This is a genomic window from Oculatella sp. LEGE 06141, from assembly GCF_015207605.1.
Classification (GTDB): Bacteria; Cyanobacteriota; Cyanobacteriia; order Elainellales; family Elainellaceae; genus Oculatella.
On the sequence record NZ_JADEWO010000060.1, the window covers coordinates 19,150 to 35,834 of the forward strand.

Here is a 16,685-nt window from a genome sequence, read left to right on the forward strand (position 1 = left end):
GTGAAATTAAACCGCAAGCAATTGGGATTGTTGTTATTGGCAATCCTGCTAATTGGTTCGTCCTGGTTAGGGATTGTAACTGCTCGGGCGGGGCTGACAGTAAGAACACTTCATGGAGCGGAACTATCGCGCCTGCAAGAGGATGTGCCCCTGTTGTATCTTGCGCCTCAACAGGCGAAGGCCGTGCCGGGAGTTCTCATTGCCCACGGCTTTGCTGGCTCTAAACAGTTGATGCTGGGTTACGGGCATGTGCTGGCTCATGCGGGGTATGCGGTAATGTTATGGGATTTTGATGGACATGGTGCCAATCCAGCACGCTTGCAGCGATACGAGTTGCAGCAAAACCTTGATGTTGCCCTGCAAGCTCTGTTGGCTCAACCAGAAGTTGATCCGGAGCGTCTGGCACTCTTAGGTCATTCAATGGGTAGCGGAATTGTGATGACGGCTGGAATTCGCAACCCGGAGCGTTTTGCCGCAACCGTTGCCGTTTCCCCCACTGGTGCCACCACCACTCCAAATGTTCCTCGTAATCTTCAGTTGCAGGCCGGCAGTGGAGAAGGACGCTTTGTGAGCAACGCCCAACGCCTGCTGGCACAAGCAGGGGGAGAGAATTCCAATCTGGCGGAGGGTTTGGGACGAGAACTGATCGTCATTCCCGGCGTGGAACACATCACCATTCTGTTCAGTGATGGCAGCCATCAGGCAGCACGACGGTGGCTAAACGCAACGTTTGGGAGCGCAGACGATAGTCAATCTGCTGATTTGACCGGGCAACGCTATCGCGATCGCCGCATGGGTTGGTATGGCCTGCACTTATTAGGCTGGCTGGTGGGGCTGGCGGCGGTTGGCCTGGGTGCGCCAGCGGCGATCGCTCCACTGGATAGTGAATCGGCAACGCCAGCCGCAAAAATTGCTCCTGTCCAACGATGGGTCGGTTTGGTCATTGCGCCGATGGTTGCCGTAGCAGGACTGGTACTGCTGAGTCAAAAGATGGATCTCCAGGCTTTAGGTGGGGTGCAGGTGGGTGGAGCCGTTGGAGTCTGGTTTTTGATAGCCGGGTTAACCTGGCTGGCCGTGCTGGCTCGTCTGCCTCGTCCCACCCTGGTTGCGGTTGGTCTGGGGATAGGGCTGTTTGGATGGCTCTGGGTTGCCTTCGGCGCAATGGCACAGGTTGTCTGGCTTCAGTGGTGGCTGATCCCCATTCGGTTGAGATTGTGGTTGCCACTGGCGATCGCCTGCTTGCCCTGGTTTTTGGCCTCTGGCATAGTGCAACAGAATATTGGAGTGGGCAAACGAATTCTTTGGTGGCTGGGACAGAGCCTCAGTTTAATTGGTGGATTTGTGCTGACGCTCAACTTTCTGCCGCAACTGGGTTTTATGTTCCTGCTCCTACCGCTGTTCCCGCCACTGCTGGGAATCTTATCCCTGGTTGCAGGCTTGTTGAATCGGGCATGGGTATACGCGATCGGGTCTGCTCTGTTTTTTGGGTGGTTGCTGGCGGCAGGCTTCCCGCTCTCGGCATAGCCTGTGGATGATAGATGCACCGCTCATTCATCCGTTACTTTTCCTCGCGTGGCTTTGAGTTGACTTCGCTTACTTTTGCTGTCCAGCCGTCGTTTTTGGGAACCGCGCGTCGGTTTGCTTGGTTTGCGTGGCTTGGGAACGGCGATCGCACTTTTGATCAGTTCTTGCAATCGCTGCAACGCCTCTTCCCGGTTTTGCTCCTGGCGGCGGTGTTCCTGAGCCTTGATTACAATCACCCCTTCTTTGGTGATGCGCTGGTCGTTCAGGTTCAACAATCGCTCTTTGTAGCGATCCGGCAGCGAAGACGCCAGGATGTCAAACCGTAAGTGAATCGCAGTAGCCACCTTATTGACGTTTTGCCCACCAGCTCCTTGCGATCGCACGGCACTCATTTCAATCTCATGCTCTGGAATAGTCACCGTGTTAGAAATTTGTAGCATAGGTTCAGTTTAGCGATGTCCTAATACGGGATGAGGCTGGTAGGGTTCCTCCAACCGCTGGCACTCCTCCTGCGTTAACTCAATCTCCAGGGATGCCAGCGCATCTTCCAGGTGATTCATTTTGCTGGCTCCAATAATAGGAGCGGTTACTCCGGGTTGATGCAGCAACCATGCTAATGCAATTTGAGCCGGGGCTACACCACGCTGTTGGGCTAATTCGATGACGCGATCGACCACCTGAAAATCTGAATCCTGATAGTAAAGTTGGTGGGCAAAATCATCAGTCTTGGCACGGGTTGTCTCTCCCCTGGTTTCCTTCTGCCGATTTCCTGCCAGAAACCCTCGTGCCAATGGACTCCAGGGAATGACACCAATGCCTTCGGATAAGCACAGGGGAAGCATCTCCCGCTCTTCTTCCCGGTACACCAGGTTGTAGTGGTTCTGCATTGAAACAAAGCGCGTCCAGCCGTGTAAGTCTGCCAGGTACAATGCTTTAGCAAACTGCCATGCATACATGCTTGATGCGCCAATGTAGCGAACTTTGCCTGCTTTTACCAGGTCATGTAACGCTTCCAGCGTTTCTTCAATTGGGGTTTCGTTATCCCAACGGTGAATCTGATACAGATCAACATAGTCCGTTTGCAGCCGTCGCAAGGAAGCATCAATGCTGGCGAAGATATGCTTGCGTGATAAACCGCGATCGTTCGGGTCATTGCTCATTGGGTGAAAGACTTTGGTGGCAATCACAACCTGCTCTCGTTGGGCAAATTCCTTCAAAGCCCGACCCAAAACCGCTTCGCTTTCACCCAGGGAATACATATCTGCCGTATCAAAAAAGGTGATTCCTGCTTCTAGCGATCGCGCAATAAACGGGCGGCTGTCCTCCTCGGACAAAACCCATTCTCGCCACTTGGGGCTACCGTAGGTCATGGTGCCAAGACAAATCCGCGAAACCTGCAATCCCGTGTTGCCCAACCGGATGTATTTCATAAAACACTCTCTTCAATGAAACGGGGTGGTTTCACCAACGTTCAGCCACCTACTTCTGTTCAAATACTCAAATACGACCAAACACTCAACACTAGACCATAGAAGGGGTGAACGCCTTCATACTAAAGGTTAGGATTGGAGGCTGGAAAACGTAGTGGGGCCAAGCAGGAACAGTCCGTTCCCAATGACAAACCCAGCGAAGAGGTAAACGACGGGAAAGAAGATGCCTGAAGATGAAGCGTTCTACGACAACCCAGACGTGCGAGCCAGGTATCTCGCACACCGTGCCCAACCAGACAACCCCAACACAACACTCGAACGTCCGCTGTTTTTAAGTTTGGCAGGCGATCTCAGCAACCTTGATATTGTTGACTTAGGCTGTGGGGATGCTGCATTTGGTCAAGAGGCACTTCGTCAAGGGGCGCGATCGTACACAGGTATTGAAGCCTCGCAGGCAATGGTTGACGTTGCCCGTCAGGTGCTTGCAAACACCCCAGGGAAGGTGGATCACAATCGGATAGAAACATGGCAAGCACAGAGCGAGCAAGCTGATTTAGTGTCGTCGCGGCTGGCACTGAATTACGTTGAACATCTCCAGCCCGTCTTTCAGGAAATGTATCAGGCACTTCGTCCTGGTGGACGGGTGGTTGTATCAGTGGAGCATCCAGTGATTACATCAAACTTCGCCAGTTTGGCGGAAGGTCGCCGCACTACATGGTTAGTGGACAACTACTTCCAATCAGGCGCAAGGGTACATCTGTGGCTTGGACAAGAGATCACGAAGTATCACCATACCTTAGAAGAGTATTTTGACCTTGTTATAGGAGCCGGTTTTGAGCTAGAGCGAGTGCGAGAATCACGTCCCCAACGAGACAACTTTGTGAGCGCAGCAGAATACGAACGGCGCTTACGCATTCCGCTATTTCTGGCGATGGCGGCGCGTAAGCCGAATCGACATCGCTCCAGAGCATGAGGCGTGAAGATACCCGAAATTCTGTGCTGAACGGACTGGAAAACGCGTCAGCCAACTCACCTTAGTGTCTTCCTGAAGATATCTTTTGCTGACCAAAGCAGCTCGATATTATGTAGTACACTTGAACCAAATTGATCTAAAACCGCTCCATCGTTCGATCGCACCTCTGACTCATTTACTGGAAGAATGAAACATCATTCAATACATCATCAGCCTTGAACCGTAACCATATGGAGGCTATCCAATGACCCGTAATGTTACCCCACTTAACATCAACTCTACCTATGTTGTTCTGGAGAACGATGGTGATGCCACTCCAATTCCTGTGAGCGATCGCTTTTTTGAAGATCTGGAGCATCAATTCGGTGATTTCAAAGGAAAGAGACTCGTTTCTTACTTTACCTTTGAGCAAGACTGGGATACCTGGGAAATGCACCCAACTGGAGAAGAGTTTGTGTGTCTGCTTTCGGGTCAGGTTGAATTAATCCTGGAGCAAGGTGGAGTTGAGCATACAGTGCAACTGAGTACGCCAGGTTGTTATGTCCTTGTACCGCGTGGTACATGGCATACGGCCAGAGTACAGATACCCAGCTCAATGTTATTCATTACTCCCGGTGAAGGAACTCAAAACCGACCCCTATCACAACCCACTCAAACGCTCTGATACAGCTTGAGTGTTGCACCAGACGTTTGGACAAGCTCCTGCATTAGATAGAAGACTAATCCTTGAGCATCCAGTATGCTGCTACCTAGCTATGTAGCGAGCTAATTGCCTGACCAATCTCAACTGTTTGTCAGGTAACCAGGAGTTCGGATACTAGCAAGTTACAACAGATGCAGAACGGGTAGAATCACCGGATGATTATTGTTCACCATTTAAATAATTCTCGTTCCCAGCGCATACTGTGGCTGCTAGAGGAGCTTGGGTTGGAATACGACATCAAGTCTTACGAACGCGACCCCAAGACGCTGCTGGCTCCGGCGTCTCTACGTCAGGTTCATCCCCTGGGTAAGTCGCCTGTCATTACCGATGGGGATGTAACTCTGGCCGAATCTGGAGCCATCATTGAATACCTGACTGAGCAATATGGTGGAGGCCGACTGGTACCACCACCGGACAGGCCAGAGCGGTTGCGCTATACCTACTGGCTCCATTATGCCGAGGGGTCAGCCATGCCACCCCTGTTGTTGAAGCTGGTCTTCGATCGCATTGAGCAGCAACCCATGCCGTTTTTTGCTAAACCGATCGCACAGCAAATCATCCGTAAAACCCAACAGGCGTTCATCACCCCGCAAATCACGCTGCACCTCAATTATTTGGAAGCAGAACTGGAGAAGAGCCTCTGGTTTGCAGGAGATGACTTTACAGCCGCCGATATTCAGATGAGTTTTCCAATTGAGGCAGCCGCGGCACGAGCCGGATTAGATGCCAGCCGTCCAAAACTGATGAATTTCCTCGATCGCATCCACGATCGCCCTGCCTATCAACGGGCGTTGAAACGAGGTGGCGCATATCAGCTCTCCATGTAGCCAATACGCACCAACATCAACACCCCACGCTTCAGCAGGCTGGTTTGCTTGCTGTTGCGGCATGACTCAGAAGCCTACTGAGTCACAGCCAGCAGGTTTCTATTGCAGTCCGGCTTCTGCTGATGTCTTCAGTGCTAAGCCTGTCCAATCAATCTCACTTTTGCCATCAGCCACCAGCGCTAACAGGCGATCGTGAAGCAAGCTAGCCAGGGGAAGGGGCATCTGGCTTTCGCGGGCGGTTTGTAGCGCAAGGGTGACATCTTTTAAGCCCAACGCGAGCTTAAAGCCTGCGGGTTCATACTGCTGCTGGGCAATCATTCGGCCATAGTTCTGGTAAATTGGGCAGGCAAATAGGGTTTGACCAAAGAGATTGGCAACATCGGTGCGATCGATGCCGTTCTTTTCGGCCAGGGTAAACGCTTCAGCCATCGCCTCGATCGCCGCAATAATCAAAAAATTGCCTGTGAGCTTCACCACGTTGGCAGATCCGGCCTCCTCGCCAAAATCAAATACTCCCTGCCCTATCTGTTCCAGTATCGGTTTAACTCGGTCTTTGGCAGGTGTTTTTCCAGAACAGGCAACCCACAGCTTGCGGGCAGCGGCAGCATCGGGACGGCCAAAAACCGGAGCCGCAACATACTGCGATCCCTGTTGTTCGTGCAACGCGGCAAGCTTATGAGCCGTGGCGGGTGAGACCGTACTCATGGATAGATGAATACCTCCCTGCCCCAATTTGGCAAGAATGCCATTGTCGCCCAGCACAACCGCTTCTAATGCCGCATCGTTTGCCAGCATTGTGACCACAATTCCACCCGGTTCCACGGCTTCAGCCGGTTGGGAAACCACTTGCGCCCCTTGCTCTGCCAGAGGTTGCGCTTTCTCCGAGGTGCGGTTGTAGGCTCTAAGCGGATACCCCGCTGCTAGCAAATTTGTCGCCATTGGCAACCCCATGTTGCCCAACCCAATGAACCCAATTGTTTCACTCATGATCTGCTCCGTTGTTGAGGTTAGATTTGCTCCATCACATGAGGCAGAAACGCACGCCGCACTTCCGATGCACCTCGCAAGCTTGGCTCGATCGTTGCTGTAAACCAGGACGGATCGCCCTTGAGAAAGTGAGCATGGAGATCGACAAACTGCCCATGGCGGTTAGCAATCTCTTGAATGGCGGTGTTCATGTGCTGAAGGTTTTTACGGGCGATCGCGGCATCTATTCCTAAAAAGTTGCGGCTATCATCTCCCACCGTTGGATCGTACACATTAGCAAGCAGAACAGGACGAATGGGAAGCTGTTGTATGAATGTGTCGAGGCTACTGGCAAAGGCGGTTATCCCGGCACCCGTGTCGTGAATTAAGCCCCGCAGCAGATCGTTACCGCCAATCGTAATGAGGGCGATCGCCGTTCCCTCCACCCGCAGTCCGTGTGTTTGAGAAGGCAACCCATCAACCGTTGAGCCATCACGGGCGCGATGGTCGAGATGAGCCAGCCCGCGTGAGGCCAGGTCTTGCCCCTGAAATTGAGGAAACAGGCGATCGTCGTTCTGGACGAGCAATTGCCCTGGATGCACACCAAACTCGTTGTATCGTCCGCAATCTAAAATCGAATCACCAAACGTATAGAGTGTCACCATGCTGTGTTCCTGGCGATCGCAGCCCAAGAGCGTCAACAGACCTGCCCCTCCAATCGCCTGACTAAACCGTCGTCGCGTCGGTTGAAACGAAGCCATCGTGCCCTACTGGTTCGACGCTAGCATTAGGAGGCGAGAGACGATACTCGTCAGAAGATGGATTTGTGATGTGCGAATGTTCAACTACCCAACCAGCACAGAAGTCAGGCGATGAGAACACCAGGGCAAGCCATTGAACTAATTGATTACAGCCAGGAACAGGCATCGGATTGGATTGTGCCTAAACCCGCTGTTTTAAAAAGCTCCGATTGGAATGGTGTGCATCTGGAACTGCATCAACAGCCCACCTTTGCCACGGCAGAACATCAGCATACGATGCATGTGCTGGCCTGTGGACTGGCCGACTCCTCAGGCATCAATGCGCCCGGTGCCCGCTGGTTAGATGGCAAAGTGGAGCGAGAAAGGCGGAGTGCAGGAGACATTGCTATCATTCCTGCCGGGATAGCTCATCGCTGTAGTTGGGATACTCCAGCTCAGTTTATGGTTCTGGCGATTGAACCGCGCCTGCTGCAACAGGTAGGGCAAGATTGGGTAAATGACCCGATTGAACTGATTCCTCATTTTATGAACGAAAAAGATGAGTTTATCCAAACCATCTTTTCGACCTTGAAGGCAGAAATTGCGACGGGTGGTATGGGGAGTAATGTATTGGTGGATAGCCTCAAAACGGCATTAGCCATTCACTTACTGCGAAAATATTGTGCCACACGTCCAAAACTCTCCAGTTATACCGATGGTTTGTCTCAAACCAAACTGGCTCTGGTGACAGACTATATCAATGATCATCTCCATCACGATTTGAAACTTGATGAGATTGCGGCGATCGCCCAAATCAGCCTTTATCATTTCTTACGGTTGTTCAAGCAACGCATGGGCATCACGCCCCATCAATATATCTTGCAATGTCGGATTCATAAAGCCAAAGATCTACTGGAACACAGTGAATTGACCATTGCGGAGATTGCCATACGAACTGGCTTTTGCGATCAAAGTCATTTAACTCGCTATTTCAAGCGCCTTGTAGGTGTTACACCAAACCAACTGCTGCAATCAATGAACCGTTGACCGTAATGATGGCGATCGCAATAATGTACCAAACCGTCGCAACTTTTTCCTAGAGCTTCAATGAACGGCCTGTTTACAGTATGAACAGGATCTTCTTGGAGAAAGAAAATGCAAATCGAGCAAGTTACACTGCCCATAGAGATGGCACAACTGCCAGTCAATCCCATGAGTATGACCGTCCCGCTCTGGGGGGTGGTGATTTTCATTTTGTGGACGATCGCCGTTGTGGTTCTGCTGCTCGCCGTCAGAATTCGGCATTTGGCGAAGGGCGGCAGTGCAAAAGATTTTGGTACACCCAATGATGCAAGTCTGCTCTGGCGACTCTTTCGCGTACAGGCAAACCTGGTCGAGAACCTGCCGTTGTACCTTGGGGTTGTTTTTCTGCTGACGGTGCGGGCTATAACCGGAGTGGCGATCGATTCATTGGTTGCTGTTTACATCACCGCTCGGCTATTGCACTCCATGATTCATATCACGGGTGGTGATCCTACATTCCGATTGATCAGCCTGGTCGTTCAATTGGGCTGCCTGGTTAGCCTGACGGTGCTGGCGGTGGTTAAAGCTGCTCCTGGGATGTAATCAGGTGTTTCCAGTTTTACTCGGTTGCGTCATTGGCTGGAAACAAACAGTCAATCCACAGCTTGCAAGGTAATGTCGCAGTCCGTCACGACAATGATCAGGCGTGGTTCAGACTTTTTCTGACCTTTTCTGGCTGGCAATGCTGGCATCACTCTTTATTCTGAGGATAGATAACGACAACTCACTCTTCTGTGTAAATCAATGGGTTCCTGGTTTGCTGAAAGAGTACCGTTCTCATCGTTCATGCTTCCTTCATTAGTGGGGGGGCGATCGCTCATTCTCTACCGTGTTTCTTATGGACTTTTCACACTGGTTTTTATTGGTTTGCACCGGATTTGCGTTCTATAGCCTCGGTATCACCTGGTTTGTCCAACTCGTGGTCTATCCCCTTTTTGCCAAAGTCGGCACAGCGGACTACGTTACTTATCACAGGTTCTATTCCAGCCACATACCGCTTCCGGTGATTTTTCCAGGGTTTGCCAGCTTCCTGCTGCCCATCGCTCTAATTTTCGTTCAGCCTGAGTCGGTACCAACGGGGCTTTCCCTGGCAAATGCCGCCTGTGGGCTACTGTCATTAGTGGTGACGGTAGCGTTAGAGATTCCGCGCCATGCCCGCTTGGAAAAGGGCGGTAAGCAGGAGGGCGTGATCCGAGAGTTGATCCGCTACAACTGGCCGCGAACGGCTGGAATTACGGGGTCTGCTGTGCTCACCCTCACAATGCTAATGTCGGCATTCTCACCCACGATCTAATTGAATGGAGTAATGTTCATGATTCACCATATTTCAATTGATGCTGTCAATCCATTGCGGGTGGCTAGCGTTCTTGCAGAACTCTGGAATGGTAAGGTTTATCAATTCTTCTACCCCGGCAGTTACAACGTAATGCCCTACGACAACTACGGTACGGCTGTTGTGGTGTTTCCTAAAGGAACGGCATGGGTTCCGGGTGCCGATAGCCAGGCCGCTCAATTGCTCCATGCCACATCTACCGATTTAGTCGCGGTTCATGCCGCAATTTCGGTTCCCACCACTCAGCAGCAAATCGAGCAGATTGGGCAACGGGAAGGGTGGCGCGTTCTGACTCGCGACCAAGGAGACAATGTCTTCAGGCTGGTTGAGTTTTGGTTGGAGAATCGCATCCTGTTTGAGTTTTTACCACCAGGATTTGAAGCCGACTATTTGCAGACGATGCAGCCAGAGAGGATCGAGCAACTTTTAGGCTCGCCGATTCAGTCTGTAGCCGGTTAGGAGCCAGTTAAAACGATCGCCTCAAGGCATTTTTAGAGAGCGATCGCACCCCATCAACGCGCATCATCTGATTAGTGCCGTTCTCCTCCAGGTTTTTCAATATGCCTTGAGTGCCAATGGCATAACGATTAATTCAATGTCTGGTATAAAGTGCGATCGTCTCCTTTGCCGCTTGCAACACGCGATCGCGCAACTCTGAGGGTTCAAGAATCTCCATCTGCGCGCCAAACCCCAACACGTAAGCGCAAGCTGCTTTCTCAATATCAAACCGGAGTGAGATATGAACCCAGCCATCGGCATCGGGGGCATCAATGATCTGTTCAATACGAGCAAAGTATCCAGCATACCGTAACCAGGACACTGCCTCTGGAGCAACCCGCACCGTTACGCCATAGTAAGGGAGATTTGCTTTGAACTCCACCATCGATCGCTGCCAGTAGTCGGCTAAATTGAACCCAACTGGACGAATGCACTGAGAATCCATTAGCACTGCATTCTGTACTCGTGAAATGCGGTAGGAACGCACGTCTTCTTCCGCTGCTGCTACCAAATACCAGACACTCCCTTTGGCAACCAATCCTAAAGGATTGACCGATCGCTCAATCGGCTGACCGTTGCCGCGTTTATAGCTCAGGAAAACTTGCCGTTCTTGCCAAACAGCGGCTCGCAGAACCGGAAATGATGACATCTCTTCGTCCCAGTGCTGCCATCCGGTTGGGTCAACGTGAATCCGCTGGCTCACTAATTCCGCTTGCTGCCGATTTGCAGCAGGCAACGCTGCTAAAAGTTTGAGTAATGCGGCTTCAAACGCTTGCCCCCAACCTAAATCTGCTAGCAGGTGAGTTGGTTTTGGCACAAATAACGCCTGAATCTCTGCCAGGTTGAGTCCAGTCAGCGTGGTTTGGTACTGCTCCAACAGACTCCATCCACCACCCTTACCCCGTTCTGCCACTACCGGAACCCCTGCACTGCTAAGGGCATCCATGTCCCGATGAATGGTGCGCTCAGACACTTCCAGTCGCTCTGCCAGTTCTCGCGTGGTTAACCGAGTATGAACCTGTAACAGCATCAGGATAGAGAGGAGCCTATCGGCACGCATAACGATTTATAGAACCATCGCAACTTCTTCTACACTACCGCTGAAATATGACAGGGGGTGTCATGAAGTCGCCTTTATGCTCTGAGTATGACCGTTGGAGGACAGCAATCATGCAACCATTGAAGGACAAGGTGGCGATCGTGGCGGGAGGCACTCGCGGAGCAGGGCGAGGCATTGCGGTAGAACTGGGTGCGGCGGGCGCAATCGTTTATGTCACGGGTCGCAGCACTCGCAACCATCGCTCAGACTACGATCGCCCTGAAACGATCGAGGAAACAGCAGCGTTAGTCAATCAGGCAGGTGGAAAAGGAATTGCAGTTCAGGTGGATCATCTCGATCCAGATCAGGTGCGATCGCTCGTTGCTCGCGTTGAGCGGGAACAAGGACAGTTAGACATCTTGATCAATGATATTGGGGCAGAACACTTCGCAGAGTTTGACAAGCCTATTTGGGACGTTGATCTGGAGCGGGGACTACGCCTGTTGCGACTGGCAATCGATACGCATCTCATCACCAGCCACTTTGCCCTGCCGCTGCTGATTCAAAAACCTGGAGGATTCGTCGTTGAACTCACCGATGGAACGGCAGATTACAACAATCAGCACTATCGGCAAGCCTTGATGTATGACATTGCTAAGAATTCAATTATTCGGATGGCGTGGGCACTGGCACAGGAGCTTCAACCTCATCACTGTACGGCAGTATGCCTGACTCCGGGGTGGTTGCGATCGGAAATGATGCTGGATGGTTTTGGTGTCAGTGAAGCAAACTGGCAGGAGGCTACAGCGAAGGAACCGCACTTTATCATTTCTGAAACACCGCATTTTGTTGGGCGTGCCGTTGCCCACCTGGCGAGTGATCCAGAGGTGGCTCGTTGGAATGGTCAATCTCTTTCTAGTGGTCAACTCGCGAAGGTCTATGGTTTTACCGATCTCGATGGTTCTCAACCGGATGCCTGGCGCTATATCCAGGAGGTAACAGAGGCAGGTAAACCCGCTAATGCGACTGGATACAGATGATCACCAATTTTAGTGCCCTCGGTCGATCGCACATGGGATTGGGTATGCGATCGCCGTTGCACTTTAGTACACTGGCAATCTGGTTCAATAGTTTGCGAATGCCAATCATGTCGATTAAACGGTGGAAGGCTGTTGTAACGGCTGCCTGTTGAAACTCATCAGGGATGGTCCAGCGGTGCGCTGCAACTTGACCGTTATCTGGCCACAACCGGCCGCTAGATCAAGAACTAAATGTAATTGTATTGAGTTAAGCGCATCATCTACCCCTCGCTTCTCCTCACTCTTAGAGGATGTTTGAAACGTATCAAATGTGCTGCATTCGCCTCCTAAGTCTCCCAAAATGGGGGATTTAGGAGGCGTTTCTGTTTCAAAGTTCCCGTTCGGCTGAGCGCTCACGTCGAAGCCAGAATTGGCGGCTTACCACCTGCGGAAAGTCAGAGAAGAGGTGGTTCGAGTGGCGATTAGCACTTTTAAAGCATCCTCTTATCTACAAACCCTCGTTGCGTAGAATTTCACGCACTTCCATCAAAATTTGCCCCAGCTTATTCTTACCGCTGCCGTCTTTACCACAGCCCCAGTAGTAATCAATTGGAGAATTTTCTACCAACACTTCATTGCCAGTCGCCAGCAATATTTCTCGAATATCTGCATGGGTTTTGAACTTTTGCAGCACGGCTTTTCGCATGACATCATCTTTTATCTGCTCCCAATCTGCACGGAGCGGCAGGGAACGATTTCTGCCCATGTTTGCTGCATCTTTGGGAGTATTTGCCAGCCGTACTTGTTCTAAATGAGGTGTATTGATAAACTTCTGTGCCTGAAAGTAATGCTCACTGGTTACCCAATACAATTCATCCAGCATGAAACCATGCGCTGAGAAGTTGGAGAAGCAACCGTAAGGCTTTTCCCGTTCAATGTAGAAGTAAATGGTCATGATTGCTCCTTTATGGCTGGTACTCGATCGCCCATCACACTTAAATACTGGGGTGGAACTTCATCCACGAGCCAAACTCCGTTATCTGAGCAGTAGAAGATAAATCCAGCTTGGTGCATATCAGATGCAGCGATCGCCAGGATGGTAGGATGACCATACCGCATTCCAACTTTGCGAGCTGTGTCCACCTCTTTAGACAAATGCACGTGATGCCGTGACATCTTGAGCAGTCCTGATTGCAGAATGGCTGACACAGATTGCTCACCCGTCCCGTGATACAAGAAATCGGGTGGAATTTGGGGTTGTAGTTCTAAATCTACTTCAACACTATGTCCTTGATTGGCACGGATGCGAGTTCTCGTTTCATCAAATGAGAAGCGCTGCTTATCGCTGGTGGCAACGACTTCCGCTAACTCTGCCTGAGTCAGAGGAAATTGATGCGCTGCACAAGCAGACAACAGATCATCGACATTTACCCAACCTCCCACTGCCAGAGTTAGCCCAAGTCGTTCTGGCGTATGTCGCAGGTGTTTACTGAGGTATTTGCTAATTTTGGTCTGCCGTGACTTGTCCATGACGATCCTCTCCAATCAATCTCCTGCGTGCCAGTTTTAAGAGCATTTGCGCTTTCTCAGTTACTTAGGACGCTCCGAGTCGTGAGTTATTACCCACTCTTTCAAGGGTGGCTACTTCTAAGCCCACTTCCCAGGTTCTTTGCACTCGCGTTCGGCTGAGCGCTCACGCCGAAGCCCGTTCACAAGCGCCACTGCGAGCAGTGGTACGTTTCCTCTCGTACTTGTAGGTAGGCTCTACATGGGACACTCAGGAGATTACGAGATGCTAGCACTTATCAGGTAAAGATTCCTGAACCTAGAAAACAGCTTTACCTATCCCACCCTAATGTGAGGCACTGCCGTATGCCAACCATGTACTCACCCTCGCAACTGCTCTTCATGCAACAATGCCCCTTAAGAACGAAATTCAACGGTTGGTGAACCTTCTCTGAGGCTTATCTGATACTACTGTGGGTATCTAAACATCTTCATAAAGTTCTTATATAGACTCTGTAACAACTCTGTTTTGGAGTCACATTTTGGGGGATAACACGGAAATGTTTGGGTATCCTGATCGAAGAGCTACCTCATTGCACACTCTCTCCTTCAGCAAGCTTAGGATAATTAAGTATGCCTGCCACCCAAACAGAAGTAAATCCGGTTATGTTACAGAGTACGACTCGTATCCTTCTTGCCTTGTGGGAATTAGGAGGAGTAGGATCTGAGGTTAAACGAGGAGAGTTAACAAGACGAGTTGTACAGAAGGGAAAGAAGAGCGCAGATTACAAGATTTTTTTAGATCAGTTAGAGAAAGATAGCGCGATCGCTGTTACCAAAACTACGATCGCTCTTTCTCCAAGGGGAGCAGACTTGCTTAGCCAGAACTTGAAGAATGCTGATTTTGCTTTTGCATCTCAAGTCGGCGCAAAAACAGCCAATGCATTGCTGAAATGGATACGCGAAATGGGCGTACCCCGCACCAGCAGTAAGACAGAGACAAATGGCAAGGTTGCAGAAGATGCGATCGCCTCTTACGAAGCCTTTAAACCAGTTGCACTAGAAGTATACGATCGCCTCAATCGTGACCATAACTTCGATAACCTGGTTCCTATTTATCGCATTCGTAGAGAAATTGGCGATCGGGTTTCTCGTTCTCAGTTCGATGAATGGTTGTTAGAGATGCAGAGCGAAAATATTTTGCAATTGATTGGCGGAGAAATGCCAGATATCACTCCTGATAAAGCTGAAAATTCTATCAAAACAGCATTGGGCGGAGTGCGATACTACGCCAAAGTTCTGTAAAAGCTTCGACTCGCAAAGCATGCTTCCTGATTGCTCAAACAATTTCATTAAATGCCATGAACGCTACTTTCGCTGTCTCTGATTTAGAGAAGATTAACGCTGCTCTTCAAAGCCATAACCCTTTTGCTCAACCTCCTTTCGTTAACGCTAACAATGTGTGGGGCAAGAGTTTTCCGGATGTTGAAACTTTAAATGCTCACGCCTCCGATGCTGTGTTCAAAGCATTAGAGGATATTCGAGCGGGACATTATTCAACAACTTCAATCCTGATCACTGCTCAAGACGGCACGGGTAAAACACACATCATTAGTCGTATTCGTCACCGTCTTCAAACTCAGAGCGGCGCTCTGTTTGTGTTTGCTAACAAGTTTAATGATTTGAATCAAGCAAAGCAGGGATTCCAACAAATTTTAGCCGACAGTTTAAGTAACATTGGTAGCCAAGGCGTAAAACAATGGCAGGAACTCGCAGCATCGATGGCAAATGACGCTGCAAAGTCTATTGGACTTCCAACAATGGCTGCTAAAGATTTTGTCAAGAAGTTTGAGACGGGAGAAGAAGATCAAAACACAAAATGGGTCAATCAGTTGACCAGAGCATTTGGTAGAGTTAGGACTGTTCAAGATCCTGATATTGTTCGAGCTATTTTTTGGACACTATCAGATGATGAAGCTTCCTACGCATCGAATTGGTTGGCAGGCAAAGAGCTAGCTCAATTTAAGGCAAATGACTTGAGGTTGCCGACGCAGAACCAGTCTTTTGATGCCGTCCTTCAAATTTTCTCACTAATCAGTGAATATAATGAATTGGTCATCTGCTTTGATGAGCTAGATATCCTTGAATTTAATGATGCTGGTTTGCACAAATCACAAGTTGTAGCAAACTTAGTCAAGGAGTTAGTTGAGAATTTGAAGCGGGGTGTCATCCTAAGTGTGTTAATGCCTGGAATCTGGAAAGATAGGGTTGAAAGAGAGCTTCCTGGTGGTGTTTCCAGTAAGATGAAAACTTTTGGTGAAGCTTTTGACTTGCAGTATCTTGATAGTGATTCAACAGTTGATTTAGTTGCCTTCTTCTTGAAGGATTACTACGAATCTAGAGACTTAAATCCCCCTCATCCTATTTACCCCTTTGAAGTAGAACAACTTAAAGCAATTGGTAAAGACAAACCTACTGTTCGGGAAGTTCTGAAATGGTGCCGGGAGAACTGCAAACCACCTATCAGTTCTACCAGCGGGGATCAGCCTCCTATCATAATCGTAGTTGAGCCAGATCCAGTTGAGATGGCATTCATTAGCGAAATAGGCGCAGACATTACAAGCGTTTTAGATGACAATCAAGTGTTAGCCGAAGCTCTGCTCCTAGGATTTCAAGGATTAGTTGGAGAAACTGTAGAGTGCGTGAAGATTAAGGATGTAATTACGGGTATTGGAAAAAGAGGTAAGGACGATTACCTCAACTTTAAGATTCTTGGTCAAGAGAATGGAGAAGAAATTGCTATTGGTGTTGCAGTCCTACAGTATGAAGGTGGTGGTGCTTTAGGAGCAGGTTTTAGGCGACTGCTGGACGATGAGAGTCGATTTAACTTTAACTTAACTCGTGGTTGCTTAGTGAGATCGTAACTGTTCAAGGGGTTGAAAAAGGGAATTGAGAAAATCGAGAGGTGCTGCTAGGCTAACAAGATGGAAGAGAACCCTGTCCCCTCCATCAATGATGTTAGCCAATCGGACTGGGACAAGACC

19 protein-coding genes are annotated in these 16,685 nt (G+C 49.9%); 12 read left to right on the forward strand and 7 right to left on the reverse strand.

Features of this window, described 5'->3' with window-relative positions:
- Nucleotides 1–1,524, forward strand: a complete 1,524-nt coding sequence (locus IQ268_RS26405) for an alpha/beta fold hydrolase (RefSeq protein ID WP_193885480.1) — start codon at nt 1–3, stop codon at nt 1,522–1,524.
- A 23-nt stretch (nt 1,525–1,547) separates the two neighbouring features.
- Here the strand turns inward: IQ268_RS26405 and arfB are convergent, their stop codons facing one another.
- Both arfB and IQ268_RS26415 read right to left on the reverse strand, forming a co-directional pair.
- The gene (gene arfB / locus IQ268_RS26410) at nt 1,548–1,964 is read right to left on the reverse strand and encodes an alternative ribosome rescue aminoacyl-tRNA hydrolase ArfB (RefSeq protein ID WP_193885482.1); all 417 of its coding nucleotides are present in this window, start codon (nt 1,962–1,964) and stop codon (nt 1,548–1,550) included.
- A 9-nt stretch (nt 1,965–1,973) separates the two neighbouring features.
- Complete coding sequence (locus IQ268_RS26415) at nt 1,974–2,954, reverse strand: aldo/keto reductase (protein WP_193885484.1); 981 nt, start codon at nt 2,952–2,954, stop codon at nt 1,974–1,976.
- 223 nt (nt 2,955–3,177) lie between these two features.
- Here IQ268_RS26415 and IQ268_RS26420 point away from each other — a divergent pair, with 223 nt between their 5' ends.
- The 3 genes from IQ268_RS26420 to IQ268_RS26430 all read left to right on the forward strand — a co-directional run bounded on the left by IQ268_RS26420 (nt 3,178) and on the right by IQ268_RS26430 (nt 5,457).
- Nucleotides 3,178–3,927 carry a class I SAM-dependent methyltransferase gene (locus tag IQ268_RS26420; RefSeq protein ID WP_193885486.1) on the forward strand — a complete coding sequence of 250 codons (750 nt, stop codon included), beginning with the start codon at nt 3,178–3,180 and terminating at the stop codon, nt 3,925–3,927.
- A 244-nt stretch (nt 3,928–4,171) separates the two neighbouring features.
- Nucleotides 4,172–4,591 carry a cupin domain-containing protein gene (locus IQ268_RS26425; RefSeq protein WP_193885488.1) on the forward strand — a complete coding sequence of 140 codons (420 nt, stop codon included), beginning with the start codon at nt 4,172–4,174 and terminating at the stop codon, nt 4,589–4,591.
- A 194-nt stretch (nt 4,592–4,785) separates the two neighbouring features.
- Nucleotides 4,786–5,457 (forward strand): glutathione S-transferase, encoded by a 672-nt coding sequence (locus tag IQ268_RS26430; RefSeq protein WP_193885490.1) that lies wholly within the window; start codon nt 4,786–4,788, stop codon nt 5,455–5,457.
- A gap of 99 nt (nt 5,458–5,556) precedes the next feature.
- Here the strand turns inward: IQ268_RS26430 and IQ268_RS26435 are convergent, their stop codons facing one another.
- Nucleotides 5,557–6,444 (reverse strand): NAD(P)-dependent oxidoreductase, encoded by an 888-nt coding sequence (locus IQ268_RS26435; protein ID WP_193885492.1) that lies wholly within the window; start codon nt 6,442–6,444, stop codon nt 5,557–5,559.
- Between the two features lie 20 nt (nt 6,445–6,464).
- Nucleotides 6,465–7,184, reverse strand: a complete 720-nt coding sequence (locus IQ268_RS26440) for an SGNH/GDSL hydrolase family protein (protein ID WP_193885494.1) — start codon at nt 7,182–7,184, stop codon at nt 6,465–6,467.
- Between the two features lie 111 nt (nt 7,185–7,295).
- Between IQ268_RS26440 and IQ268_RS26445 the strand changes: the two genes are divergently transcribed.
- The 4 genes from IQ268_RS26445 (at nt 7,296) to IQ268_RS26460 (ending at nt 10,038) form a co-directional block, all read left to right on the forward strand.
- Nucleotides 7,296–8,210, forward strand: a complete 915-nt coding sequence (locus tag IQ268_RS26445) for a helix-turn-helix domain-containing protein (RefSeq protein ID WP_193885496.1) — start codon at nt 7,296–7,298, stop codon at nt 8,208–8,210.
- A gap of 108 nt (nt 8,211–8,318) precedes the next feature.
- The gene (locus tag IQ268_RS26450; RefSeq protein WP_228035750.1) at nt 8,319–8,789 is read left to right on the forward strand and encodes an MAPEG family protein; all 471 of its coding nucleotides are present in this window, start codon (nt 8,319–8,321) and stop codon (nt 8,787–8,789) included.
- Nucleotides 8,790–9,084: 295 nt separating this feature from the next.
- On the forward strand, nt 9,085–9,540 hold the full coding sequence (locus IQ268_RS26455) for a hypothetical protein (protein WP_193885498.1): 456 nt from the start codon (nt 9,085–9,087) through the stop codon (nt 9,538–9,540).
- A gap of 18 nt (nt 9,541–9,558) precedes the next feature.
- Nucleotides 9,559–10,038: a hypothetical protein gene (locus IQ268_RS26460; RefSeq protein ID WP_193885500.1), complete on the forward strand. Its 480-nt coding sequence runs from the start codon at nt 9,559–9,561 to the stop codon at nt 10,036–10,038.
- A 133-nt stretch (nt 10,039–10,171) separates the two neighbouring features.
- On the opposite strand, the gene IQ268_RS26465 is transcribed toward IQ268_RS26460, so the two are convergent.
- Nucleotides 10,172–11,137 carry a YafY family protein gene (locus tag IQ268_RS26465; protein ID WP_193885502.1) on the reverse strand — a complete coding sequence of 322 codons (966 nt, stop codon included), beginning with the start codon at nt 11,135–11,137 and terminating at the stop codon, nt 10,172–10,174.
- Between the two features lie 110 nt (nt 11,138–11,247).
- On the opposite strand from IQ268_RS26465, the gene IQ268_RS26470 reads away from it, so the two are divergent.
- Nucleotides 11,248–12,156: an SDR family oxidoreductase gene (locus tag IQ268_RS26470; RefSeq protein WP_193885504.1), complete on the forward strand. Its 909-nt coding sequence runs from the start codon at nt 11,248–11,250 to the stop codon at nt 12,154–12,156.
- A complete protein-coding gene (locus IQ268_RS26475; protein WP_193885506.1) occupies nt 12,153–12,308 on the forward strand; it encodes a hypothetical protein in 156 nt (51 codons plus the stop codon). Before IQ268_RS26470 ends, IQ268_RS26475 begins: the two co-directional genes overlap by 4 nt.
- A gap of 335 nt (nt 12,309–12,643) precedes the next feature.
- Here IQ268_RS26475 and IQ268_RS26480 read toward each other — a convergent pair whose 3' ends face one another.
- A complete protein-coding gene (locus tag IQ268_RS26480; RefSeq protein WP_193885508.1) occupies nt 12,644–13,090 on the reverse strand; it encodes an NADAR family protein in 447 nt (148 codons plus the stop codon).
- Nucleotides 13,087–13,665, reverse strand: coding sequence for an RNA 2'-phosphotransferase (locus IQ268_RS26485; RefSeq protein ID WP_193885510.1), 579 nt, complete (start codon nt 13,663–13,665; stop codon nt 13,087–13,089). Before IQ268_RS26485 ends, IQ268_RS26480 begins: the two co-directional genes overlap by 4 nt.
- A gap of 609 nt (nt 13,666–14,274) precedes the next feature.
- Between IQ268_RS26485 and IQ268_RS26490 the strand changes: the two genes are divergently transcribed.
- Complete coding sequence (locus IQ268_RS26490) at nt 14,275–14,946, forward strand: hypothetical protein (RefSeq protein ID WP_193885512.1); 672 nt, start codon at nt 14,275–14,277, stop codon at nt 14,944–14,946.
- A gap of 56 nt (nt 14,947–15,002) precedes the next feature.
- Nucleotides 15,003–16,565, forward strand: a complete 1,563-nt coding sequence (locus IQ268_RS26495) for a P-loop NTPase fold protein (protein WP_193885514.1) — start codon at nt 15,003–15,005, stop codon at nt 16,563–16,565.
- Nucleotides 16,566–16,685: the final 120 nt, after the last annotated feature.